20 protein-coding genes and 1 riboswitch are annotated in these 22,458 nt (G+C 71.9%); of the genes, 6 read left to right on the top strand and 14 right to left on the bottom strand.

What is annotated here, in order from left to right:
* Nucleotides 1–9: 9 nt before the first annotated feature.
* The 3 genes from QNO09_RS27050 to QNO09_RS27040 all read right to left on the bottom strand — a co-directional run bounded on the left by QNO09_RS27050 (nucleotide 10) and on the right by QNO09_RS27040 (nucleotide 2,595).
* Nucleotides 10–306, bottom strand: a complete 297-nt coding sequence (locus QNO09_RS27050) for a DUF4193 domain-containing protein (protein ID WP_003993510.1) — start codon at nucleotides 304–306, stop codon at nucleotides 10–12.
* 396 nt (nucleotides 307–702) lie between these two features.
* Entirely contained in the window at nucleotides 703–1,935 is a 1,233-nt protein-coding gene (locus QNO09_RS27045) for a sensor histidine kinase (protein ID WP_283972859.1), read from the bottom strand.
* Between the two features lie 6 nt (nucleotides 1,936–1,941).
* On the bottom strand, nucleotides 1,942–2,595 hold the full coding sequence (locus QNO09_RS27040; RefSeq protein WP_283972858.1) for a response regulator transcription factor: 654 nt from the start codon (nucleotides 2,593–2,595) through the stop codon (nucleotides 1,942–1,944).
* Nucleotides 2,596–3,014: 419 nt separating this feature from the next.
* On the opposite strand from QNO09_RS27040, the gene QNO09_RS27035 reads away from it, so the two are divergent.
* The gene (locus QNO09_RS27035; protein ID WP_283972857.1) at nucleotides 3,015–3,188 is read left to right on the top strand and encodes a hypothetical protein; all 174 of its coding nucleotides are present in this window, start codon (nucleotides 3,015–3,017) and stop codon (nucleotides 3,186–3,188) included.
* A gap of 118 nt (nucleotides 3,189–3,306) precedes the next feature.
* On the opposite strand, the gene QNO09_RS27030 is transcribed toward QNO09_RS27035, so the two are convergent.
* Entirely contained in the window at nucleotides 3,307–4,122 is an 816-nt protein-coding gene (locus QNO09_RS27030) for an inositol monophosphatase family protein (RefSeq protein ID WP_283972856.1), read from the bottom strand.
* Between the two features lie 8 nt (nucleotides 4,123–4,130).
* Nucleotides 4,131–5,258: a ferrochelatase gene (locus QNO09_RS27025; RefSeq protein WP_283972855.1), complete on the bottom strand. Its 1,128-nt coding sequence runs from the start codon at nucleotides 5,256–5,258 to the stop codon at nucleotides 4,131–4,133.
* A gap of 168 nt (nucleotides 5,259–5,426) precedes the next feature.
* On the opposite strand from QNO09_RS27025, the gene QNO09_RS27020 reads away from it, so the two are divergent.
* The 3 genes from QNO09_RS27020 (at nucleotide 5,427) to sepH (ending at nucleotide 9,668) form a co-directional block, all read left to right on the top strand.
* A complete protein-coding gene (locus QNO09_RS27020; RefSeq protein ID WP_283972854.1) occupies nucleotides 5,427–6,665 on the top strand; it encodes an MFS transporter in 1,239 nt (412 codons plus the stop codon).
* Complete coding sequence (locus tag QNO09_RS27015) at nucleotides 6,625–7,944, top strand: D-arabinono-1,4-lactone oxidase (protein WP_283972853.1); 1,320 nt, start codon at nucleotides 6,625–6,627, stop codon at nucleotides 7,942–7,944. Before QNO09_RS27020 ends, QNO09_RS27015 begins: the two co-directional genes overlap by 41 nt.
* A 689-nt stretch (nucleotides 7,945–8,633) precedes the next feature.
* Nucleotides 8,634–9,668, top strand: coding sequence for a septation protein SepH (sepH, locus tag QNO09_RS27010; protein WP_283972852.1), 1,035 nt, complete (start codon nucleotides 8,634–8,636; stop codon nucleotides 9,666–9,668).
* Between the two features lie 62 nt (nucleotides 9,669–9,730).
* On the opposite strand, the gene QNO09_RS27005 is transcribed toward sepH, so the two are convergent.
* Nucleotides 9,731–10,582 carry a sulfurtransferase gene (locus QNO09_RS27005; protein ID WP_283972851.1) on the bottom strand — a complete coding sequence of 284 codons (852 nt, stop codon included), beginning with the start codon at nucleotides 10,580–10,582 and terminating at the stop codon, nucleotides 9,731–9,733.
* 250 nt (nucleotides 10,583–10,832) lie between these two features.
* Here QNO09_RS27005 and QNO09_RS27000 point away from each other — a divergent pair, with 250 nt between their 5' ends.
* Nucleotides 10,833–11,636 (top strand): VOC family protein, encoded by an 804-nt coding sequence (locus QNO09_RS27000; RefSeq protein ID WP_283972850.1) that lies wholly within the window; start codon nucleotides 10,833–10,835, stop codon nucleotides 11,634–11,636.
* 17 nt (nucleotides 11,637–11,653) lie between these two features.
* Here the strand turns inward: QNO09_RS27000 and QNO09_RS26995 are convergent, their stop codons facing one another.
* The 4 genes from QNO09_RS26995 to QNO09_RS26980 are packed head-to-tail and all read right to left on the bottom strand — an operon-like array spanning nucleotide 11,654 to nucleotide 17,020.
* Entirely contained in the window at nucleotides 11,654–12,304 is a 651-nt protein-coding gene (locus QNO09_RS26995) for a thymidine kinase (RefSeq protein WP_283972849.1), read from the bottom strand.
* A gap of 46 nt (nucleotides 12,305–12,350) precedes the next feature.
* Nucleotides 12,351–13,547 (bottom strand): alkaline phosphatase family protein, encoded by a 1,197-nt coding sequence (locus QNO09_RS26990; RefSeq protein ID WP_283972848.1) that lies wholly within the window; start codon nucleotides 13,545–13,547, stop codon nucleotides 12,351–12,353.
* Nucleotides 13,547–14,134 (bottom strand): DUF5998 family protein, encoded by a 588-nt coding sequence (locus QNO09_RS26985; protein WP_283972847.1) that lies wholly within the window; start codon nucleotides 14,132–14,134, stop codon nucleotides 13,547–13,549. The genes QNO09_RS26990 and QNO09_RS26985 overlap by 1 nt, the downstream gene beginning before the upstream one ends.
* Before the next feature lie 51 nt (nucleotides 14,135–14,185).
* On the bottom strand, nucleotides 14,186–17,020 hold the full coding sequence (locus QNO09_RS26980; protein ID WP_283972846.1) for a bifunctional acetate--CoA ligase family protein/GNAT family N-acetyltransferase: 2,835 nt from the start codon (nucleotides 17,018–17,020) through the stop codon (nucleotides 14,186–14,188).
* Between the two features lie 178 nt (nucleotides 17,021–17,198).
* On the opposite strand from QNO09_RS26980, the gene QNO09_RS26975 reads away from it, so the two are divergent.
* Complete coding sequence (locus tag QNO09_RS26975; RefSeq protein ID WP_033308341.1) at nucleotides 17,199–17,480, top strand: HPr family phosphocarrier protein; 282 nt, start codon at nucleotides 17,199–17,201, stop codon at nucleotides 17,478–17,480.
* Nucleotides 17,481–17,640: 160 nt separating this feature from the next.
* On the opposite strand, the gene QNO09_RS26970 is transcribed toward QNO09_RS26975, so the two are convergent.
* From QNO09_RS26970 to QNO09_RS26955, 4 genes are all read right to left on the bottom strand, one after another.
* Entirely contained in the window at nucleotides 17,641–18,336 is a 696-nt protein-coding gene (locus QNO09_RS26970; RefSeq protein WP_283972845.1) for a GntR family transcriptional regulator, read from the bottom strand.
* Between the two features lie 188 nt (nucleotides 18,337–18,524).
* Nucleotides 18,525–19,313 carry a M23 family metallopeptidase gene (locus tag QNO09_RS26965; RefSeq protein ID WP_283972844.1) on the bottom strand — a complete coding sequence of 263 codons (789 nt, stop codon included), beginning with the start codon at nucleotides 19,311–19,313 and terminating at the stop codon, nucleotides 18,525–18,527.
* A gap of 12 nt (nucleotides 19,314–19,325) precedes the next feature.
* A riboswitch (cyclic di-AMP (ydaO/yuaA leader) is annotated at nucleotides 19,326–19,490 on the bottom strand.
* A 192-nt stretch (nucleotides 19,491–19,682) separates the two neighbouring features.
* On the bottom strand, nucleotides 19,683–21,071 hold the full coding sequence (locus QNO09_RS26960; RefSeq protein ID WP_283972843.1) for a M16 family metallopeptidase: 1,389 nt from the start codon (nucleotides 21,069–21,071) through the stop codon (nucleotides 19,683–19,685).
* Nucleotides 21,068–22,438, bottom strand: coding sequence for a M16 family metallopeptidase (locus tag QNO09_RS26955; protein ID WP_283972842.1), 1,371 nt, complete (start codon nucleotides 22,436–22,438; stop codon nucleotides 21,068–21,070). The genes QNO09_RS26960 and QNO09_RS26955 overlap by 4 nt, the downstream gene beginning before the upstream one ends.
* Nucleotides 22,439–22,458 lie beyond the last annotated feature (20 nt).

Below are 22,458 nucleotides of genomic sequence, written 5' to 3'. Positions count from 1 at the left end.
GACCCGCCCTCAGTCGCAGTCGCGGCAGATCGGCTGACCGTTCTTCTCCCGGGCCAGCTGGCTGCGGTGGTGCACCAGGAAGCAGCTCATGCAGGTGAACTCGTCCTGCTGCTTCGGGAGCACCCGGACGGCCAGCTCCTCGTTCGAGAGGTCGGCTCCGGGCAGTTCGAGGCCTTCGGCGGCCTCGAACTCGTCGACGTCCACGGCGGAAGCCGACTTGTCGTTCCTCCGAGCCTTCAGCTCTTCGAGGCTGTCCGAGTCGACGTCGTCGTCGGTCTTGCGTGGAGTGTCGTAATCGGTTGCCATGGTCGCTCTCCCCCTCTGGGTGTCTGCGGTGTCTCCAGCGCACGTAACGCGTGAGAGGCCGGACTTGTGCCCGACCTGAGGCGGAGATTTTGCCTCACATCAAGGTCTGTTACTCAATCGACACCCAACCGGACTCCTGACGAGTGATCGGCTTGGATGGCGATGGGGACCGTACACGGTCCGAATGCCGCACGCCAAAGGCGTCTCACCGTGTACTTCCCGTGATCAAGACCCCCGAAAACCGGGATTTTCCCGGCTTTCCGACAGGGTGCATGATCACGGAACGTAAATGACCGGAAAGAAGTCCCTGTGATCGATCACACACGGGACATGCCCGGCGCGGTTTTGAATATTCCGCGCAAAGCGAACATCGCCGAGTTGATCGGCGACATGATCTCAGATGGGCAGCGTGACCCGCATCATGAGCCCACCTCCCTCACGCGGCTGCGCGTAAATGTGCCCGCCGTGCGCCCGGGCCACGGACCGGACGATCGACAGTCCGAGCCCGACCCCCTTGTCGCTGCCCGTCCGCTCCGTGCGCAGCCGCCGGAACGGCTCGAAGAGGTTGTCGATCTCGTACGCCGGCACCACCGGGCCCGTGTTGGAGACGACCAGGAGCGCCTGGCCGTGCTGGACCTCGGTGGTGACCTCGACCCAGCCGTCCTCCGCCACGTTGTAGCGCACGGCGTTCTGCACGAGGTTGAGCGCGATCCGCTCCAGCAGCACGCCGTTGCCCTGCACGACCGCGGGCTTCTGCTCGCCCCGGATCACGACGCCCTTGCTCTCGGCCTCGCCGTGCACCTGGTCGATGGCCCGCGAGGCGACCTCGGCGAGGTCCACGGGCCCCCGCTCGACGACCTGGTTGTCGCTGCGGGCGAGCAGCAGCAGGCCCTCCACGAGCTGCTCGCTGCGCTCGTTGGTGGCCAGCAGCGTCTTGCCGAGCTGCTGCAGTTCCATGGGCGCGTTCGGGTCGGACAGGTGCACCTCGAGAAGTGTGCGGTTGATCGCCAGCGGCGTTCTCAGCTCGTGCGAGGCGTTGCCGACGAAGCGCTGCTGAGCGGTGAAGGCACGCTGGAGCCGCTCCAGCATGTCGTCGAAGGTGTCCGCCAGCTCTTTGAGCTCGTCGTCCGGGCCGTCCAGCTCGATCCGGCGGGAGAGGTCGGACCCGGCGACCGCGCGGGCGGTGCGGGTGATCCGGCCCAGCGGGGAGAGGACGCGGCCGGCCATCGCGTAGCCGAAGGCGAAGGCGATGACCGCGAGCCCCAGCAGGGCCAGGAGCGAGCGGCTGAGCAGGTTGTCCAGGGCGCTCTGCCGCTGCTCGTTGACGCATTGGTTCATCGCGTTGTTGAACTCGGCCGGCGAGGCCTGGTCGGGCAGGTTGCAGATGTCGCTGGTGACCTTGCCCTCGACGATCTTGAACGGCAGGACGCTGCCCACGTTCAGGGCCTGCGCGGCCAGCAGGTAGATGATCGACAGCAGCAGGATGCCGGCGATCAGGAACATGCCGCCGTAGAGCAGCGTGAGCCTTATGCGAATGGTCGGGCGCAGCCAGGGAAAGGGCGGCACGGGCCTCCTGGGGTCCCAGGTCGGCTTCGGGGGCGCCTGCGGGGGCGCGGGAGTCGTCGCCACGGGGTATCAGATCCGGTAGCCGGAACCGGGGACGGTGACGATGACGGGCGGCTCGCCCAGCTTGCGGCGCAGGGTCATGACCGTCACCCGCACGACGTTGGTGAACGGGTCGGTGTTCTCGTCCCAGGCCTTCTCCAGGAGCTGCTCCGCCGAGACGACGGCACCCTCGCTGCGCAGCAGCACCTCCAGGACGGCGAACTCCTTGGGCGCGAGCTGGACCTCCCTGCCGTCCCGGAAGACCTCGCGGCGGTTGGGGTCGAGCTTGATCCCGGCCCGCTCCAGGACGGGCGGCAGGGGCACGCTGGTGCGCCGGCCCAGAGCGCGCACACGCGCGATGAGCTCACTGAACGCGAACGGCTTGGGCAGGTAGTCGTCGGCGCCGATCTCCAGTCCCTCGACGCGGTCGCTGACGTCGCCGGAGGCCGTGAGCATCAGCACGCGGGTGGGCATACCGAGCTCGACGATCTTGCGGCAGACGTCGTCGCCGTGCACGAGCGGGAGGTCCCGGTCGAGGACGACCACGTCGTAGTCGTTGACGCCGATGCGCTCCAGGGCGGCCGCGCCGTCGTACACGACGTCGACGGCCATGGCCTCCCGGCGCAGTCCGGTGGCCACCGCATCGGCGAGCAGTTGCTCGTCCTCGACGACGAGTACGCGCACGTTCCTGGTCCTTCCTCATGTCCACCCGCGCAGCCCTCGGCGGGCGCACGCGGGCAGGGGTCTTCGACGGTGTCGTGGTGTGTTGCTCTCCATCCTGCCCTTTTCGGTCATAAGTCGGAGGTAAGGCGGGTGAGAGGGAGGTGATCCCGTGGGGAATACGAGATTTTCTCGACCGGTTAGGTTTCCTCGGAAGGGAGCTTGGGGAGGACGGCTTTACATCCCACGATCACGCTCTGCTGGCGCCGCACCACCATGCGGTGCGCATCAATCCGCTTTTGCGCAGGGCGGGCGGGCGTGGGTGTCCGGCACCGTCGCCGCCCGGCCGAGCGGCGCTGGGCATCCACATGCGGCGTGATCGTCCCTTCCGAACGGCACACCCCCGTGCCATCGACCCACGACCCAGGACGAGGGGGCGCAGCATGGACGCTTTCACCGCAGGACTTCTGCAGCGCATAAGGGCGACCGAAACCGATCTGTCCCGGGCTCGTGACGAGGGCGACGAGTTCCTCGTCGAAGTGGAGCAGGGCGAGCTCGACGACCTGCGCCGTCTCGCCGCCGAGCACGGTGTGCAGGTCGGCGCCACGAGCGTCTGACAGGCCGTACGGAGCGGGCCCCGGCGAATCCAGCGCCGGGGCCCGCTGCGTTGTCGTGAGGGCGTGTTCACCTGGGGTTCAGCCCGCCGTCGGCCGTCGTCCGGGAGTGCCGGTGTCCTCAGTCGTGCCAGGCGCCGAAGTCCTCCAGGAGGCGCTGGAGGGGCTCGAAGACGCCGGGAGTACCCGCCACCGCCAGATCGCCTGACGGGCGCTCTCCGGGGCGTCCACCGGTCAGCGCGCCCGCCTCCAGGGCGATCAGGTCCCCCGCCGCGAGGTCCCAGGGGTGCAGACCACGCTCGTAGTAGCCGTCGAGGCGTCCCGCGGCCACGTCGCACAGGTCGACCGCGGCCGAACCGCCGCGCCGGATGTCGCGCAGCAGCGGGATCAGCCGCCGGGCCACGTCGGCCTGGTGGGTGCGGACGTCGGCGACGTAGTTGAAGCCCGTCGAGACCAGTGCCTGGTCCAGGGGCGGCGCGGGGCGGCAGGCCAGCCTGCGCTCGCCGTCCCAGGCGCCGGTGGCCCAGGCACCCCGGCCGCGCACGGCGTGGAAGGTCTCGCCGCGCATCGGTGCCGTGACGACTCCGACCACGGTCTCGCCGTCCTGCTCGGCGGCGATGGAGACGGCCCAGGTGGGCAGCCCGTACAGGTAGTTCACCGTGCCGTCGAGCGGGTCGATCACCCAGCGGACACCGCTCGTGCCCTCCGTGGCGGCGCCCTCCTCGCCGAGGACGCCGTCGTCCGGGCGGCGCTCGGCGATGAGGCCCGTGATCAGCTTCTCCGCCGCGATGTCCATCTCGGTGACGACGTCGATGGGGCTGGACTTGGTGGCGGCGACCGCGAGGTCGGCCGGGCGTCCGTCCCGCAGCAGCGCGCCGGCGCGGCGGGCGGCCTCCTGGGCGAGGTCGAGCAGGTCCGTGTGCAGGGGGTCGGTCACAGGACTCCTCACGCGTAGGTGCTGTCGGCGCCCGCGGCGGCGGGCCGAGGGGCGCGGGCCGGGCAGCAGCCGACCGGACAGAGGTTGCGGCTCGCCCCGAGGGCGCCCAGGGCGCACGGCGTCACGGCCTGTCCGCGCTCGGCGGCGGCGCGCTCCACGACGAGCTCGCGGATCGCTGCGGCGAACCTCGGGTCCGCGCCGACGGTGGCCGAGCGCCGCATCGGCAGCCCGAGCTCCTCGGCCCTGGCCTTGGCCTCCGTGTCGAGGTCGTAGAGAACCTCCATGTGGTCGGAGACGAAGCCGATGGGGGCGATGACGACGGCCGAGGCACCGGCCGCGTGCCGCTCGTCGAGGTGGTCGCAGATGTCCGGTTCCAGCCACGGGATGTGCGGGGCGCCGGAGCGGGACTGGTAGACGAGCTGCCAGGGGTGGTCGACGCCGGTGCGTTCGCGGACGGCGTCGGCGATCAGCCGCGCCACCTCCAGGTGCTGCTTCACGTACGCGCCGCCGTCGCCGTGTTCCTCGACGGGGCCGGAGGTGTCGGCGGAGGCTGTCGGGATCGAGTGCGTCGAGAAGGCGAGGTGCGCTCCGTCCCGGACGTCCTCGGGAAGCTCGGCGAGAGACCGGAGCACCCCGTCGATCATGGGCTCCAGGAAGCCCGGGTGGTTGAAGTAGTGCCGGAGCTTGTCGACCCTGGGCAGCTCCAGGCCTTCCGCCTCCAGGGCCGCGAGCGAGTCGGCGAGGTTCTCGCGGTACTGGCGGCAGCCCGAGTACGAGGCATAGGCGCTGGTGGCGAGGACCAGGATGCGGCGGCGGCCGTCGCGGACCATCTCGCGCAGCGTGTCCGTCAGGTACGGCGCCCAGTTGCGGTTGCCCCAGTAGACCGGCAGGTCCAGGCCGTGGTCGGCGAAGTCCTTGCGCAGGGCATCGAGCAGGGCACGGTTCTGGTCGTTGATCGGGCTGACCCCGCCGAACAGGAAGTAGTGCTGCCCGACTTCCTTGAGGCGTTCCTTGGGGATGCCACGCCCACGCGTCACGTTCTCCAGGAACGGGACGACGTCGTCCGGGCCTTCCGGGCCGCCGAACGAGAGCAGGAGCAGGGCGTCGTAGGGGCTGACATCGCGCGCGTCTGGCATGAGTCGATCCTGCCACCCTGCACTGACAGCCGGGAAACGGCGGGGGGACACCCGCGCGCCGTGTGGGGATGTGCGATCCGGGGCCGGGCCGGACCGGTGCGTCGCGGCGTTCCGGGCCGTAAGCTGTGTCGACTGCGTTCGCAGCTTACTGAGCCTTTCGGAGAACCCGTGCCCAGCCCCTACCGCGCCCTGTTCGCAGCCCCAGGCACCAAGGGTTTCTCCGCTGCGGGCTTCCTCGGCCGGATGCCGCTGTCGATGATGGGCATCGGCGTGGTCACGATGGTCTCGCAGCTCACCGGGCGGTACGGGCTGGCCGGTGGCCTGTCGGCGACCATCGCACTGGCCGCCGCGGCGGCCGGGCCGCAGGTCTCGCGTCTGGTGGACCGGTACGGGCAGCGGCGGGTGCTGCGCCCGGCCACGCTGATCTCGCTCGTGGCGGCGGCCGTCCTGCTGGTCGCCGCGCACTACGGGTGGCCGGACTGGGTGCTGTTCGCGGCCTGCGCCGGCATCGGCTGTGTACCGAGCGTCGGCGCGATGATCCGGGCCCGCTGGGCGGCGCTGTACCGGGGCACCCCGCAGCTGCACACCGCGTACTCCTTCGAGTCCGTGGTGGACGAGGTGTGCTTCATCTTCGGGCCCATCATCTCCATCGGCCTGTCCACGGCCTGGTTCCCGGAGGCCGGCCCGCTGCTCGCCGCCTGCTTCCTGGCCGTCGGCGTGTTCTGGCTGACCGCGCAGCGCGCCACCGAGCCCGAGCCGCACCCGCGCGAGCACAAGGGCGGTGGCAGCGCGATGCGCGCGCCGGGCCTTCAGGTCCTGGTGGCCACCTTCGTCGCCACGGGGGCGATCTTCGGGGCGGTCGACGTGGTCACGGTGGCCTTCGCCGACGAGGAGGGCCGCAAGGCGGCGGCGAGCGTCGTCCTCGCCGTGTACGCGGCGGGCTCGTGTGTGGCGGGCATGGTCTACGGGCTGCTGCACTTCGCCGGAGCACCGGAACGACGGTGGCTGCTGGGCGTATGCGCCATGGCCGTGAGTATGATCCCCCTCCTACTGGTCGGAAACTTGCCGTTTCTGGCCGTGGCGCTGTTCGTTGCGGGTCTGTCCATCGCTCCCACGATGATCACGACCATGTCCCTCATCGAAGAGCACGTACCACGCGCGCAGCTCACCGAAGGAATGACCTGGGTGAGCACCGGGCTAGCGGTGGGGGTCGCACTCGGCTCCTCCGCGGCCGGCTGGGTGATCGACGCGGCCGGGGCGCGTGCCGGGTACGGGGTTCCGGCGGTGGCCGGGGCCGTCGCGGTCGCGGTGGGTTTCCTCGGGTTCCGCCGGCTCAAGCGACCGGCACCGGGTCGGGGAGGCTCCGTTGAGCAGCACAGCGAACGGAAAGAACGGCACGTGGCGTAACTGGGGCCGCAACGTCTCCGCGCGCCCCGCGCGCGAAGTCGCCCCTGCCTCGGTCGACGAGCTGACCGCCGCCGTGCGGCGGGCCGCCGAGGACGGCCTGAAGGTGAAGGCCGTCGGCGCCGGGCACTCCTTCACGTCCATAGCCGCGACGGACGGGATGTTGATCCGTCCTCATCTGCTGACCGGCATCCGCGGCATCGATCGCGAGAACATGACGGTCACGGTGGAGGCCGGCACCCCGCTCAAGAGGCTGAACCTGGCCTTGGCGCGCGAGGGTCTGTCGCTCACGAACATGGGCGACATCATGGAGCAGACGGTCTCCGGGGCCACCAGCACCGGCACGCACGGCACGGGCCGGGACTCCGGCTCGATCGCCGCCCAGATCAAGGGCCTGGAACTGGTCACCGCCGACGGCTCGGTCCTCAGCTGCTCCGACAAGGAGAACCCGGAGGTCTTCGCCGCCGCCCGCATCGGCCTCGGCGCCCTGGGCATCGTCACCGCGATCACCTTCGCCGTCGAGCCGGTGTTCCTGCTCACGGCCCGCGAGGAGCCGATGCCGTTCGACAAGGTCCTCGCGGACTTCGAGGAACTCTGGGCCGAGAACGAGCACTTCGAGTTCTACTGGTTCCCGCACACGGGCAACACCAACACCAAGCGCAACAACCGCAGCGCCGGTCCGGAGAAGCCGGTGCCGCAGCTCCGGAGCTGGTTCGACGACGAGTTCCTCTCCAACGGCGTCTTCCAGGTGGCCAACTGGGTCGGCCGCGCGGTGCCCGCCACGATCCCCGCGATCGCCCAGATCTCCAGCAAGGCCCTGTCCGCGCGGACTTACACGGACCTCCCTTACAAGGTCTTCACGTCTCCGCGCCGGGTGCGCTTCGTGGAGATGGAGTACGCCGTTCCGCGTGCGGCGGTGGTCGAGACGCTGCGTGAACTGAAGGCGATGGTCGACCGCTCCGGCCTCCGGGTGAGCTTCCCCGTCGAGGTGCGCACCGCCCCCGCCGACGACATCGCGCTGTCCACCGCCTCCGGCCGGGACAGCGCGTACATCGCCGTCCACATGTTCCAGGGCACGCCCTACCAGCGGTACTTCACCGCGGCCGAGCGCATCTTCACCGCCCACGAGGGCCGTCCGCACTGGGGCAAGATCCACACCCGGGACGCCGAGTACTTCTCCCGGGTGTATCCGCGCTTCGGCGAGTTCACGGCGCTGCGGGATCGCCTCGATCCCGACCGGCGGTTCCAGAACGACTACCTGCGGAGGGTTCTGGGGGCGTAGGTGACGCGTCGGGGTGGTGTTCCGGTGTCCTCCGCTCCCGCCGGCGCCGGCACTCGGCGTGGGGGCCGGGCCGCGTGGCGGCGCTGAGGGGTGTGGCCCGTAGGCCGGCTGGCAGGTGGTGATTCCGGCCATCATCAGATCCGAGGACGAGGGCCACCGCGCGCACCGGCCGCTTCCCCCGTGCGGCCCGCGCCCGGTGGACGGTGGCGCCGGTGAACTCACCTGGGGCAAAGGGTCCTTTGCCGTACACGGTCGGTCACCTGCACAAGTAGGGGACCTGTGGCCGAAAACCCGGTTCCGATTCTGGTGATCAGGTGAAGTTCCCCACGTTCAAGATCACGGAATGGGGGCAAGAGGCGGCCAAGTCCCCCCTCTTGCGAGAAGTTGGACGGCGCGCCAATCCACGCACGTGGCCCAAATGGAGTACTGTGGCGAGCCCTGGGTCCGGTCTCCCGTGAGGGTGTACAGGGCCTTGAGGACCGCCGGGAGGGGGCTAGTTGCACAGGGTGACAGCGTTCGTCACTTAGCGTTGCGAACAGGTAACCGTGCCATAACGGCGATCCAGGGCCCGCGCCCGACACGCCGGGCAACTCGGCAAGGTTGTGGCAGGCTGCACCCGGGCAGGCCACACTCGACTAGCGGAAGCAGCGACGCACGTGACGTCGGCAGGCACCACCCGGGAGGTCCCCATGCCCGAACTGCGTGTCGTGGCCGTCTCGAATGACGGCACACGGCTGGTGCTGAAGGCTGCCGATTCTACGGAGTACACGCTTCCGATCGACGAACGCCTGCGCGCCGCCGTGCGCGGCGACCGTCCCCGCCTCGGCCAGATCGAGATCGAGGTCGAGAGCCACCTCCGCCCCCGCGACATCCAGGCACGTATACGTGCGGGCGCGACCGCGGAAGAGGTCGCGCAGATGGCCGGCATCCCCGTCGACCGGGTACGCCGCTTCGAGGGCCCCGTGCTCGCCGAGCGCGCCTTCATGGCCGAGCGGGCTCGCAAGACCCCCGTCCGCCGCCCCGGCGAGAACTCCGGTCCGCCGCTGGGCGAGGCCGTACAGGAGCGGCTGCTGCTGCGCGGCGCCGACAAGGACACCGTCCAGTGGGACTCGTGGCGTCGCGACGACGGCACGTGGGAGGTCCTGCTGGTCTACTGCGTCGCGGGCGAGCCGCACTCGGCGAGCTGGACGTACGACCCGCCCCGGCGGCTCGTCCAGGCCGTCGACGACGAGGCGCGTTCCCTGATCGGCGAGTCCGACGATCTGGCCGCACCCGAGCCCAGCTTCCCGTTCGTCCCCCGCATCGCCCGGCTGCCGCGCGACAGACCGCTGGACCGCCCCGAGCGCGAGCGGCCCGGCCTGCCCGCGCAGGCGTCCGAACCGGTCGAGGAGACCACGGGTGAGCGCGACTCGCTGACCAGTCTGCTGGAGGCGGTGCCGAGCTTCCGCGGCGACCTGGTGGTTCCGGAACTCCCCCCGGCGGAACCCGAGGAGGAGCCCGTCGTCGCCGAGGTCGAGGAGGAGGAGCCTCCCGCTCCCGCCGCCTCGGCCGGTTCCGCCTATGCGGACGTCCTCATGCCGCGGTCCGTGGGCAGCCACCGCGACCGGCTCATCGGCGCCACCGACCGCCAGGCCGAGGCGGACGGCGTGCGCCCGGGCCGCAGAGCGGCCGTCCCGAGCTGGGACGAGATCGTGTTCGGCACACGGCGCAAGAAGCAGGAGTAGCCGCACGGCTGACGAGTGACGAGGGCCGCACCCGTCGGGCGCGGCCCTCTCCTCGTGTCACGTCACCGGGGGTCCGGCCCGACGGCGACCGGCCGGTCCGGGTCCGAGGACCACTCCGACCACGACCCCACGTACAGCTCGGCCGGAATGCCCGCGGCCGACAGCGCCAGGACCTCGTGGGCGGCCGAGACGCCCGACCCGCAGTACACGCCGACCCTCGCCCCCTCGGTCACGCCCAGTTCCGCGAACCGCGCGCGCAGTTCCCCGGCGGGCAGGAAGCACCCGTCTGCGCCCACGTTCTCCGTGGTGGGCGCCGACACAGCGCCCGGGATGTGCCCGGCCACCGGGTCGATCGGCTCCACCTCACCCCGGTAGCGCTCCCCCGCCCGCGCGTCCAGCAGCACCCCGGACCGCGCCAACTCCGCGGCGGCGTCAGCGTCGAGGAGACCGGCCGCACCCGGCTCGGGCACGAAGTCACCCTCCGCCGGAGCCGGCACGGACGTCTCCAGCGGCCCCTCCCAGGACGGCAACCCGCCGTCGAGGACTCGCACGTCCGGGTGACCCGTCCAGCGCAGCAGCCACCACGCCCGGGCCGCCGCCCACCCCTGGCCGCCGTCGTAGACCACCACCGGCGTCCGGGACGACACGCCCGATCGGCGCATCGCGGCACCGAAGTGCGCGAGGTCCGGCAGCGGATGCCGACCGCCCTCCCCCGGCGCGGAGGCCAACTCCCGGTCCAGGTCGACGAAGACGGCGCCGGGAAGGTGCCCCGCCTCGTACGCGGCCCGGCCGTCGAACGGCGGCTCGCCGGCCGCTCTGGCCGCGGTGAGCTGCCAGCGGACGTCGAGCAGGACCGGCGGGTGGACGCCCGCGAGGTCCCTCGCGAGGTCGGATGCGGAGATGATCGCGTTCATGGTCCCATCCTCGCGCACGGGGTGGCCGAGCCGTCCGTGTCCGGCTACTCTGCTCGGCCGGAGCGAGGCGATCACACGGCGTACGGGAACAAGCACTTGCTGTACAGCTGAACGACATGCGCCGCCAAGCGCGCCGCCAGGGACAGGGCCCGCACATCGGGCATTCTCCCGGACAAGGGACGCCCCACAGGGCTGCCCCCACCAGGGCTGCGGAGAGCACGGCCACCGCCAGGCCGAGAAGAGAGTGACGATGACCGACGCACGGGGGTCCGCCGGACCGAACGGTGACACACCCGCTCGGCACGCGCCCAGCATGCCCTGCTGGGTGAGCCTGATGGTGCACAACCCGGCCGCGACCGCGGAGTTCTACGGAGCGCTGTTCGGCTGGGAGTTCCAGCCGGGCCCTCAGCAGCTCGGCCCGTACGTGCGCGCGCTGCTCGACGGACGCGAGGTGGCCGGTATCGGCCGGCTGCCGCCGGACCGCCATCTGCCCATCGCGTGGACGCCCTACTTCGCCTCACAGGACGTGGATCTGACGGCCGAGACGGTACGCAGCCGCGGCGGCACGATCGGCGTGGGTCCGCTGGACGCCGCCGACGCCGGCCGCATGGCGATCGGCTCCGACCCCTCGGGGGCGGTCTTCGGCATCTGGCAGGCCGCCACCCACCTCGGCACCGCCGTCTCGGGCGTTCCCGGCACACCCGCCTGGAACGAGCTGCTGACCCTCGAGTCGGCGAGCGTCGCCAAGTTCTACCGCACGGTGTTCGGCTACGAGGAGGAGCCGGTGGTCTCCGCCGACTTCGACTACGTCACCCTGCACCTGGGCGGCGGGCCCGTCGCCGGCATCCACGGCCTGGGGCGCGCTCTGCCCCGCGACCAGGGACCGCACTGGGTCACGTACTTCCAGGTCGCCGACGTCGACGACGCACTGGACCATCTCGTCCACCTCGGCGGGCACGTCCTCAAACCGGTGCACGACACCGCCCGGGGACGGGTGGCGAGGGTGGCGGATCCGGAAGGGGCGCGGTTCGCGCTGCTCCAGCGGCCCGACTGACGACGGCGAGCCGCGGTTCAGGCAGACGTCACCGGCAGCACGTCCGGCGACAGGGCAGCGGCGTGGGCCGTCGCCGCGGTCATCCGGCGGCGGTGGTGACGGCGGCACAGGACCTCGTAGCCGACCTCGTCGGCGGAGTGGGTGACGTCACCGACGACCACCTGAGCCCCCTCGACCACCATCACCCCGCCTACCGTGCGGGCGTTGTGCGTGGCGCGGGCTCCGCACCAGCACAGTGCCTCGACCTGGAGCACCTCGACCCGGTCGGCCAGTTCCACCAGCCGCTGCGAACCGGGGAACAGCTTGGAGCGGAAGTCGGTCGTGATGCCGAAGGCGTAGACGTCGAGGCTCAGGTCGTCGACCACGCGCGCGAGCTGGTCGATCTGCTCCGGGGCGAGGAACTGCGCCTCGTCGGCGATCACGTAGTCGGCGCGGCCGCCCTGCGAGAGGTGGTCGACGAGGTAGGCGTAGAGGTCCTGCCCGTCCCCGACCTCCACCGCGTCGGTGACCAGGCCCAGGCGCGAGGACAGCTTGCCCTCGCCGGCGCGGTCGTCACGCGAGAAGATCATGCCCTGCAGCCCGCGCGCCGAGCGGTTGTGCTCGATCTGGAGAGCCAGCGTCGACTTCCCGCAGTCCATCGTTCCGCAGAAGAACACCAGCTCGGGCATGGGGAGATGAGCACCTTTCGGCGTGGCGGGTCGGGGCGGGGCAGTTTCAGGAGCGTACTTCGAGCAGGGGTACCAGCTGCTCGGCGGGGGTCATCGAGCCGTGGTTGCCGACCATCGCCGACTCCTTCGGCTCCCGCTGGGAGGCGATGAGCAGGACGTCGTCCCGGGCCGCGGCGACCACGTCACCGATCCGGCCGTACACCCGTTCGTCGATCCGCGGGCCGAACCAGCCCGCCGCGATGGCCTCGTCGCGTGAGGCCACCCAGAACTGCTCGCCGAGCACCTCGCGCCAGCAGGTCAGCACGTCGTTCGCGGCGCCGGGCACCGCGTAGACGTGCCGGGCGCGGCCCTCACCGCCGAGCAGGGCGACTCCGGCGCTCAGCTCCCAGTCCTCGTCGAAGTCGATGCGGTGCTGCTCGTCGAAGGGCACGTCGATCATGCCGTGGTCGGCGGTGACGTAGAGGGCACTGCCCGGCGGCAGTTGCTCGGCCAGGCGCTGGACCAGGCGGTCGGCGTACATCAGCTGGCCGCGCCAGGCGTCGGAGTCGACGCCGAAGCGGTGGCCCGCGCCGTCGACCTCGGCGAAGTACGTGTACACCAGGGAGCGGTCGCCCGCGGCCAGTTGCTTGGCCGCCAGGTCCATGCGGTCCTCGCCGGACAGCCGCCCGAGGAACGTTCCTCCACTGAGCGCGACCTTGGTCAGCGGGGTGTTCTCGAAGGTCGGGGAGGACACCTGCGCCGCGTGCACCCCGGCCGCGTGCGCCAGCTGGAAGACCGTGGGGTACGGCTGCCAGGGGCCCGGCGCAGTCCACGGCTGCCAGCGCAGCTGGTTCATCAGCTCGCCGGTGTCGGGGTTGCGGACGGTGTAGCCGGGCAGGCCGTGCGCGCCGGGCGGCAGACCGGTGCCGACGGAGGCGAGGGAGGTCGCCGTGGTCGCCGGATAGCCGGCCGTGAGCGGACGCCCGGTGCCACCGCGGGAGGTGGCCAGCAGGGACGTCATGAAGGGGGCGTCGTCGGGATGCGCCCTCAGCTGCTCCCAGCCGAGGCCGTCGATGAGGAACACGCAGTTCCGGTCGGCGGGGGTCAGCTCGGTGATCGTGGCGCTCATGTCCGGTACGCCCAGACCGGCCGCGAGGGTGGGCAGGAGGTCGGCGAGCGATCCACTGCCGTACGCGGGTACTGGTGCGGAGGCGACGGTGAGCGGTTCGGGGTGGTCGTCCCAGACCGTCTTGGGCTGTGCCATCAGCGGGTCGTGTCCGCGGTCGCCTCGGAAAGGGCCTGTGCGAAGGCGAGCGCCTCGCGCACGGTCTCCGGTCCGTCCCCGGCCTCGCTGACGCGCAGACTGAGGTCGTCCGCCGTCGAGTTGCCGGTGTAGCCGTGGTCCGCCTCACAGTTGGGATCGCCGCAGGCGGCCGGTTCCAGGTCGATGCGGGAGACGGCGCCCCAGCCGATGGTGAGGACGACCTCACGGGGCAGGGTGCCCGGCTTGTACGACTCGGGGTTGGCGACCACACGGCTGACCACGATCGACGAGATGCGGCCGATCTTCACGGACTCCGTCGACGTCGTGGCGTACGGCGTCGGGGAGGTGCTGTCGGCGGCCTGCTCGTCGGTGTGGCTGACGATGAAGCGGTTGTCGGTGAGGACGAGCACCGTGACGTGCCGGCGCACCTCGTTCTGGTCGAACGTCGTCTCCTGGTGGACCAGGTACGACCGGATGGGCTCGCCGCCCACGGCGGCCTCCACCGCCTCGGCCACGAGGGCCGGGTAGTAGCCGCTGCGCTCGATCGCCGCCCGCAGCCCCTGGGTCGTCGTACTGGTCTTGGCCATGACGCCCATCCTACGGGGGACCACTGACTGCGAGGGACAGCTCGCCCCCTGTCAGTACGCGGGGAGGGTGCGCGGGCCGAGGTCGTCGCGGACGGGCGGGGGCGCGAGGCGGACGGAGGCCCCCAGGACGCTCAGGCCGTGCGCGGCGACGACGACCGGCTCCAGGGTGACCGCGACGACCTCGGGGTGGTCGTCGACCAGCCGGGACACCCGCAGCAGCAGTTCCTCCAGGGCGCGGGTGTCGGCCGGTGCGGAGCCGCGCCAGCCGAACAGCAGGGGGGCCGTGCGGATCGAGCGCACCAGCGAGGCCGCCTCCCGGTCGGTGACCGGGATCAGCCGGTGCCCGGTGTCCCCGAGCAGCTGCGAGGCGGCCCCGGCGAGCCCGAAGGAGAGCACGGCCCCGGCCGCGGGGTCGATCACGGCCCGTACGACGACGTCCACGCCGCGCGGCGCCATCCGCTGCACCACCGGCCGCAACTCCTCCGACGCGCCGAACAGCTCGGTCAACTCGGCGTAGGAGCGGCGCAGTTGGTCCTCGTCCGCGAGGTCGAGGCGGACGCCGCCCAGGTCGGCGCGGTGCCTGAGGTGCGGGGCGGTGGCCTTGAGGGCGACGGGGTAGCCCAGGGCGCGGGCGGCTTGGGCGGCGGCGTCGGGGGTCGGGGCGAGCGGGGCGCGGTGGACCTGGACGCCGTAGTGGCCGAGCAGGTCGCAGGTCTCGTCCGTGCCGAGCGTGAGCCCCTGCCCGCGCGCGAGCAGGCCGCCGATCAGGGCGGCGGCGCCCTTCTCGTCGATGTCGTCGTACTCGGGCACCCTGCCGGGGTCGGCGGCGTCGCGCCGCCACTGCGCGTAGGTGACGGCCTGGCCGAGAGCCCGGACGGCACGCTCGGCGGCGGGGTAGGCGGGGATGAGGTGGGCGCCTTCGGGGGCTTCGGCGGTTCCTTGGACCTCCGGGGCGGGAGTCTGCTGATGGGTGGGTGCCGGGCGTGGGGCGCCGTCGGGATCCGCCGCGACCTGGGGCGCCGTGCTCGCCGCCGCCGACAGGGCCTCCGCCAGGCCGCCGAGCTCCACGTGGACCACCAGGACCGGTTTGGCCGGAGCTGCGGCCGCCGCCGAGCGCAGGGCCTGCGCGAGGGCCGCGTCGCCGACCGAGCCCTCCCCCACCGCCGGTATGGCGGTGACGACGACCGCGTCACACCGGTCGTCGGCCAGCGCCCGGGACAGGGCAGCGTGGAAGTCCGCCGCGGAGGCCGCGGTGGTGAGGTCCTGCGGGGGGTGCGGTCGCAGGCCCTCGGCCAGGCACGCGTCGTACGTGAGCAGGCCGAGCGACTCGGAGTTGCCGAGGATCGCCACCCGTGGCCCGGCGGGCAGGGGCTGGCGGGCCAGCAGCAGGCCCGCGTCCACCAGCTCGGTGATGGTGTCGACCCGGATCACACCGGCCTGCCGCAGCAGCTCCGAGACGGTCGCGTGCGGCAGCCGGGTCGCGCGTACGGCGTGTCCCTGGGGGGCGGCGCCATGCCGCGCGCCTTGGACGACGACCAGGGGCTTGGCGGCGGCGGTCCGGCGGGCGAGGCGGGCGAACTTGCGGGGGTTGCCGATGGACTCCAGGTACATGAGGACCACGTCGGTGTCGGGGTCCTCGTACCAGTACTGCAGGACATCGTTGCCGGAGACGTCGGCGCGGTTGCCGGAGGAGACGAAGGTGGAGACGCCGGTCACGCCCGTGACGCCGCCGCCGCGCCGGTGCAGCCGGGACAGCAGGGCGATGCCGATGGCGCCGGACTGGGCGAACAGGCCGATCCGGCCGGGGCGCGGCACCTCGGGGGCCAGGGAGGCGTTGAGCCGCACCCGGGGGGAGGTGTTGATGATGCCGAAGGCGTTCGGGCCGATGATCCGCATGCCGTACGTACGCGCCTGCCGTACGAGTGCGCGCTGGCGTTCGCGCCCCTCGGGGCCGCTCTCGGCGTAGCCGGCGGAGACCACGACGAGCCCCTGTACGCCGTGTTCGCCGCACTCGGTGACGACCTCGCGGACGTGCTCGGCCGGTACGGCGACGACGGCGAGGTCGACAGGGCCGTCGATGTCCCGTACCGAGCGGTGGGCCGGCACCCCGTCGAGTTCCTTCTGCCCCTCGGGGAGGGCCTTGTTCACCGCGTAGAGGCGTCCGCCGTACCCGGCGTCGCGGATGTTGCCCAGGACGCTGCGGCCCACGCCGCCCGGCGTGCGCCCGGCGCCGATGACGGCGACCGAGCCGGGGGCGAGCAGCCGCTGCACGGAGCGTGCCTCGGCGCGGTGCTCGCGCGCGTACTGCACGGCGAGGGAGCGGTCGGTGGGTTCGAGGTCGAACTCCAGACGGACGACGCCGTCCTCGAAGCTGCGCTTCTGGGTGTAGCCGGCGTCCGTGAACACCTTGATCATCTTGTTGTTGGCGGGCAGCACCTCGGCGGCGAAGCGGCGGATGCCGCGCTCGCGGGCGACGGCGCCGATGTGTTCGAGCAGGGCGGAGGCGACTCCGCGGCCCTGGTGGGCGTCCTGCACGAGGAAGGCGACCTCGGCCTCGTCGGCGGGTGCGGACGCGGGCATTCCGTCAGCGCCGATGCGGTCGTAGCGTACGGTGGCGATGAACTCGCCGCCGACCGTGGCCGCGAGTCCCACCCGGTCCACAAAGTCGTGGTGCGTGAAGCGGTGGACGTCCTTGGCGGACAGGCGAGGGTACGGCGCGAAGAAGCGGTAGTACTTCGACTCGTCGGAGACCTGCTCGTAGAAGCTGACCAGGCGATCGGCGTCATCGACGGTGATGGGCCGGATGCGCGCGGTGCCCCCGTCGCGCAGCACCACGTCGGCTTCCCAGTGGGCGGGATACTCGTGCCGGTCCGGCGAGGTCTGCATGGGCCCCAGAGTACGGCTAGCGTCCGACAGCGGCGCGAGGCAGTCTGTGGAGGGCGTCAGTCGGGTCGAGGCCGCGATCCGACGGCACCCCGGGGCGGTCCTGGAGGACCGCTCCCGGCGCAGCTTCACGGTATGGGAAACTGGTCTAGACAACCTGAAAAGCGAAGGGCAGCAACACATGGCTGAGCGCCGCGTCAACGTCGGCTGGGCCGAGGGCCTCCACGCCCGTCCCGCCTCCATCTTCGTCCGAGCCGCCACGGCCGCAGGCGTCCCGGTGACGATCGCCAAGGCAGACGGCAAGCCCGTCAACGCGGCCTCGATGCTGGCCGTCCTGGGCCTCGGCGCCCAGGGTGGCGAGGAGATCGTCCTCGCCTCCGACGCCGAGGGCGCGGACGCCGCCCTGGACCGGCTGGCCAAGCTGGTCTCCGAGGGTCTCGAGGAGCTTCCCGAGACCGTCTGATTTTCCCGCGCGCCCGATCGGGCGCACAGCGAAGGGCTCGCCCGAATTCACCGGGCGGGCCCTTCGCCATTCCTGTTCCCCCGGAGAGGAATTCCGCGCATCAGGGCAGCGTGAATAGGCCCCCGCGAATCAGCCGCTCTCTTTGTATACGGCTGCCGTGTTAATGCCGCAGGCTCGGTGTGTTTACGGGATGTTGCGAGTTCCTCACACGCTCGGCGCGCTCGCCGCCGGAGGCGAGACGCAGGCGGTGCGCGCCCGTCGCGCGCTCGGTGTGCAGCGCCGTGACCGCCCGCGCGCGCTCGGCGTCCCCACGCGCCACCGCGTCCACGATCGCACCGTGCTCGGTCCAGGACTCCACAGGGCTGAGCGGCGCCTCCACCGCGTACATCCAGGCGATCTTGTGGCGGAGCTGGGTGAGCACCGAGGTCAGCGCGGGACTGCCGGAGGCCTGGGCGAGCGTCTCGTGGAACCAGCCGCCCAGGGAGCGCAGATCGTCGCCCGCGCCGCGGCGGGCCCGCTCCTGGCCCAGCCGGACCAGACCGCGCAGGACCTTCAGATGCGCCTCGGTGCGGCGCTGGGCGGCCCGGGCGGCGCCGAGCGGTTCCAGCAGCATGCGCATCTCCAGCAGGTCGGCCGCCTCCTGCTCGGTGGGTTCGGCCACGCACGCGCCCGCGTGCCGCCGGGTCACCACGAAGCCCTCGGCCTCCAGGGTGCGCAGTGCCTCGCGGACGGGGACCCTCGAGACGCCGTAGCGGCGCGCGAGGAGTTCTTCGGTGAGCCGGCTGCCGCGCGCGTGGACACCCGCGACGATGTCGTCCCGGATGGCCGTGCACACCGAGTGCGCGGGAATACGCATATCCGACCTCCGCTTAATCCCCGTGAAACGCCGGCGAGCGGCGCGTGTTCCGTGACTCTATTGCAATGAGCCGGAATTTCCGACGGCAGACGGGAATCCATGGATATTTTTTGGACAGCCCGCCGCCGTAAACGCCGAAAGCCCCGGCTCGGGGAGCCGGGGCTTCGGGCGGAGCGAAGAGGTGTCGGTCAGACGTTCACGCCGTGCGAGCGGAGGTAGGCGACCGGGTCGATGTCCGAGCCGTACTCGGGGCTCGTACGGGCCTCGAAGTGCAGGTGCGGGCCGGTGACGTTGCCGGTCGCGCCGGACAGGCCGATCTGCTGGCCGGGGGTGACCTGCTGGCCCACCGAGACGCCGACGGAGGACAGGTGGCCGTACTGGGTGTACGTCCCGTCGTTCATCTTGATCACGACCTGGTTGCCGTAGGAGCCGCCCCAGCCTGCCTCGACGACGGTGCCCGCGCCGACCGCGTGGACGGAGGTGCCGGTGGCGGCGTGGAAGTCGACGCCGGTGTGGCTGCCGGAGGACCACAGGCCGCTGCTGGCCTTGTAGCCGGTGGAGACGTACGAGCTGGAGATCGGGGCCACGTAGGCGTTGAGGCGCTTGCGCTCGGCCTCGCGGGCGGCGCGCTCCTTGGCCTCACGGGCCTTCTCGGCCGCTTCCTTGGCCTTCTCGGCGGCCTCGGCGGCGCGCTTGCGGGCGGCCTCCTCGGCCTTCTGCTTGGCGGCGGCCTCGTCGGCGGCCTGCTGCTGCGCGATGGCCTGGGCGTCGATCTGCTGGGCCGCGGTGTCGCCCATGGTGACGACCGGGGTGAGGCCCGTCTGTTCGGCGGTGGGCTCGGCGGCGAAGGCCGCGGGGGCCGCCACGGTGCCGATCACGCCGGTGGTGGCGAGGGCCGCGACGCCCGCCGCGCGGGCGGTGCCGCGCTGGATCCTGCTGGGACGACGGTGCTTCCCGGTGGCGCGAGTGAACGCCATGTGGTGGCTGGTCCTTTCCTTCCCTCTCGCCTACCGGGTTAGCTGACGGGTTCGGAGCAGGAAGGTCTCCTACGGACTCCCTCGCGACTCGCGCGGGCGCCCGATTCACCCCAGGGACTGCGATGGGTCCCCGGCTCCCCTGGCTCGCGCCGTACGGGGACTCGGCGATGACTGTCCGGTGCCGCGGGTGCGGCGCACTGCCTGACGAACAGCCCGGATGACGCTAAGCGGCGCCAGTTTCAATTCCCAAACGGATCCCGGCTTTTGTAGCGCATCCCACAGGGCAGACAGGCAACCTCCGTATCAATTCGGGCATAAAGGGGCCCTGGTGCCTGGGAAGGCGACCAGGGCCCCGGTGCGCGCGTGCCGCTACTCGGCGGCGACGACGGTGACTTCGCCGATGCCGAGGGCCTCCACCGGAGCCTTGATCTGCCCCGCGTCACCGACGAGGACCGTCACCAGACGGTCCACCGGGAACGCGCTCACGGCCGCCGCCGTGGCTTCCACGGTGCCCGTGGCGGCGAGCTGCCGGTACAGGGTGGCCTGGTAGTCGTCGGGCAGCTGCTGCTCGACCTGGTCGGCCAGCGTGCTCGCGACCGCCGCCGCCGTCTCGTACTTCAGCGGCGCCACGCCGACCAGGTTCTGCACGGCGACGTCCCGCTCGGCGTCGGTCAGACCTTCGGCGGCCAGGGTGCGCAGCACCGTCCAGAGATCCTCCAGAGCGGGGCCGGTGTTGGGCGTGTCCACGGAACCGCTGATGGCGAGCATCGCGGCACCCGTGCCGTCCGGGGCGGACCTGAGGACCTGGCCGAACGCCCGCACGCCGTAGGTGTAGCCCTTCTCCTCGCGCAGGACGCGGTCCAGGCGGGAGGTGAGGGTGCCGCCGAGGCAGTAGGTGCCGAGCACCTGGGCGGGCCACACGCGGTCGTGCCGGTCCGGGCCGATCCGGCCGATCAGCAGCTGCGTCTGGACGGCGCCCGGGCGGTCCACGATGACGACCCGGCCGGTGTCGTCCGCGGTCACCGGCGGCACCGGGCGCGGCTCGGCCGAGGAGCCCGTCCACGCGCCCAGGGTGTCGCCGAGCAGGGCGTCGAGGTCGATGCCGGTGAGGTCGCCGACCACCACGGCGGTGGCCGTGGCGGGGCGGACGTGCTTCTCGTAGAAGCCGCGTACGGCCGCGGAGTCGATCGTGGCAACCGTCTCCTCGGTGCCCTGCCGGGGCCGCGACATGCGCGAGCCCGCCGGGAACAGCTCCTTGGAGAGCTCCTTGGCGGCGCGACGGGAGGGGTTGGCCAGCTCGTGCGGGATCTCGTCGAGGCGGTTGCGGACCAGCCGCTCCACCTCGCTGTCGGCGAACGCGGGCGCCCTGAGTGCGTCGGCGATCAGACCCAGCCCCTTGGCGAGCCGGGAGGCCGGCACCTCCAGGCTGAGCCGGACGCCGGGGTGGTCGGCGTGCGCGTCGAGGGTGGCGCCGGCGCGCTCCAGCTCGGCGGCGAACTCCTCGGCGGAGTGCTTGTCGGTGCCCTCGGAGAAGGCCCGGGCCATGATCGTGGCCACGCCGTCGAGGCCGGCCGGCTCGGCGTCCAGGGGGGCGTCCAGCAGCACCTCCACGGCGACGACCTGCTGGCCGGGGCGGTGGCAGCGCAGCAGCGTCAGGCCGTTGCCGAGCGTGCCCCGCTCGGGTGCCGGGAAGGCCCAGGGCCGGGCCTCGCCCGCCTGCGGCCGGGGGTGGAAGTCCATCGTGGCGAGCTCGGTCACTTGGCCGCCTCCTCGTTCTCGTCGGTGGCCGCGGCTGCGGTGTCCTCGGCGTCGTCGGTCTCGTCGGCGACGGGCTCGTAGACGAGCACCGCGCGGTTGTCGGGGCGCAGGCAGGCCTTGGCGACCTCCTGGACCTCCTCCGCCGTGATCTCCAGCACGCGATGGACGGCGCTCAGGGCGAGCTGCGGGTCGCCGAACAGCACGGCGTACCGGCACAGTTCGTCGGCGCGGCCCGCGACCGTGCCGAGCCGGTCCAGCCATTCGCGCTCCAGCTGGGCCTGGGCGCGCTCCATCTCCTCGGCGGTGGGGCCCTCCTCGGCGAACCGGGCGAGCTCCTCGTCGATGGCGGTCTCGATGACCGGAACCTCCACGTCACCGGACGTCTTCACGTCCAGCCACCCCAGAGAGGGCGCCCCGGCGAGCCGCAGCAGGCCGAAGCCGGCCGCCACGGCCGTACGGTCGCGCCGCACCAGGCGGTTGTAGAGGCGGGAGGACTCACCGCCGCCGAGGACGGTGAGGGCGAGGTCGGCCGCGTCGCACGCGCGCGTGCCGTCGTGCGGCAGCCGGTAGGCGGCCATCAGCGCACGCGCCGGGACCTCCTCCTCGACGACCTCGCGCAGCTGCTCGCCGATGGTCTCCGGCAGCGAGCCGTCGCGCGGGGCGGGCTTGCCGTCGTGACCGGGGATGGAGCCGAAGTACTTCTCCACCCAGGCGAGGGTCTGCTCCGGGTCGATGTCTCCGACCACCGAGAGCACGGCGTTGTTCGGCGCGTAGTAGGTGCGGAAGAACGCGCGCGCGTCCTCCAGGGTCGCCGCGTCCAGGTCGGCCATCGAGCCGATCGGGGTGTGGTGGTAAGGGTGGCCCTGCGGGTAGGCGAGGGCGGTCAGCTTCTCGAAGGCCGTGCCGTAGGGGACGTTGTCGTAGCGCTGGCGGCGCTCGTTCTTGACGACGTCCCGCTGGTTCTCCATCGACTCGTCGTCGAGCGCGGCCAGCAGGGAGCCCATGCGGTCGGCCTCCAGCCAGAGGGCGAGTTCCAGCTGGTGGGCGGGCATGGTCTCGAAGTAGTTGGTCCGCTCGAAGCTGGTCGTGCCGTTGAGCGAGCCGCCCGCGCCCTGGACCAGCTCGAAGTGGCCGTTGCCCTTGACCTGGGCGGATCCCTGGAACATCAAGTGCTCGAAAAGGTGAGCCAGGCCGGTACGCCCCTTGACTTCGTGGCGTGAGCCGACGTCGTACCAGAGGCACACCGCCGCGACCGGGGTCAGGTGATCCTCGGAGAGCACCACGCGCAGGCCGTTGGCCAGGCGGTGCTCGGTCGCTGTCAGGCCTCCGGAGCCTGCCTGGGCTGTGGCCGTGTGACCCATGGGCATGTACGTCCCTTCGCTCGCTG

It is taken from the genome of Streptomyces sp. 378 (assembly GCF_030124145.1).
Taxonomy (GTDB): domain Bacteria; phylum Actinomycetota; class Actinomycetes; order Streptomycetales; family Streptomycetaceae; genus Streptomyces.
This window is presented reverse-complemented; position numbering and strand designations above follow the sequence as displayed.

What these genes read in the sequence shown, in the direction of transcription:
- QNO09_RS27050 (WP_003993510.1), bottom strand. Translation starts at nt 306, where the DNA reads ATGGCAACCGATTACGACACTCCACGCAAGACCGACGACGACGTCGAC.
- QNO09_RS27035 (WP_283972857.1), top strand. Translation starts at nt 3,015, where the DNA reads ATGGACGCTTTCACCGCAGGACTTCTGCAGCGCATAAGGGCGACCGAA.
- QNO09_RS27025 (WP_283972855.1), bottom strand. Translation starts at nt 5,258, where the DNA reads ATGCCAGACGCGCGCGATGTCAGCCCCTACGACGCCCTGCTCCTGCTC.
- sepH (WP_283972852.1), top strand. Translation starts at nt 8,634, where the DNA reads ATGCCCGAACTGCGTGTCGTGGCCGTCTCGAATGACGGCACACGGCTG.
- QNO09_RS27005 (WP_283972851.1), bottom strand. Translation starts at nt 10,582, where the DNA reads ATGAACGCGATCATCTCCGCATCCGACCTCGCGAGGGACCTCGCGGGC.
- QNO09_RS27000 (WP_283972850.1), top strand. Translation starts at nt 10,833, where the DNA reads ATGACCGACGCACGGGGGTCCGCCGGACCGAACGGTGACACACCCGCT.
- QNO09_RS26995 (WP_283972849.1), bottom strand. Translation starts at nt 12,304, where the DNA reads ATGCCCGAGCTGGTGTTCTTCTGCGGAACGATGGACTGCGGGAAGTCG.
- QNO09_RS26990 (WP_283972848.1), bottom strand. Translation starts at nt 13,547, where the DNA reads ATGGCACAGCCCAAGACGGTCTGGGACGACCACCCCGAACCGCTCACC.
- QNO09_RS26985 (WP_283972847.1), bottom strand. Translation starts at nt 14,134, where the DNA reads ATGGCCAAGACCAGTACGACGACCCAGGGGCTGCGGGCGGCGATCGAG.
- QNO09_RS26980 (WP_283972846.1), bottom strand. Translation starts at nt 17,020, where the DNA reads ATGCAGACCTCGCCGGACCGGCACGAGTATCCCGCCCACTGGGAAGCC.
- QNO09_RS26975 (WP_033308341.1), top strand. Translation starts at nt 17,199, where the DNA reads ATGGCTGAGCGCCGCGTCAACGTCGGCTGGGCCGAGGGCCTCCACGCC.
- QNO09_RS26970 (WP_283972845.1), bottom strand. Translation starts at nt 18,336, where the DNA reads ATGCGTATTCCCGCGCACTCGGTGTGCACGGCCATCCGGGACGACATC.
- QNO09_RS26965 (WP_283972844.1), bottom strand. Translation starts at nt 19,313, where the DNA reads ATGGCGTTCACTCGCGCCACCGGGAAGCACCGTCGTCCCAGCAGGATC.
- QNO09_RS26955 (WP_283972842.1), bottom strand. Translation starts at nt 22,438, where the DNA reads ATGCCCATGGGTCACACGGCCACAGCCCAGGCAGGCTCCGGAGGCCTG.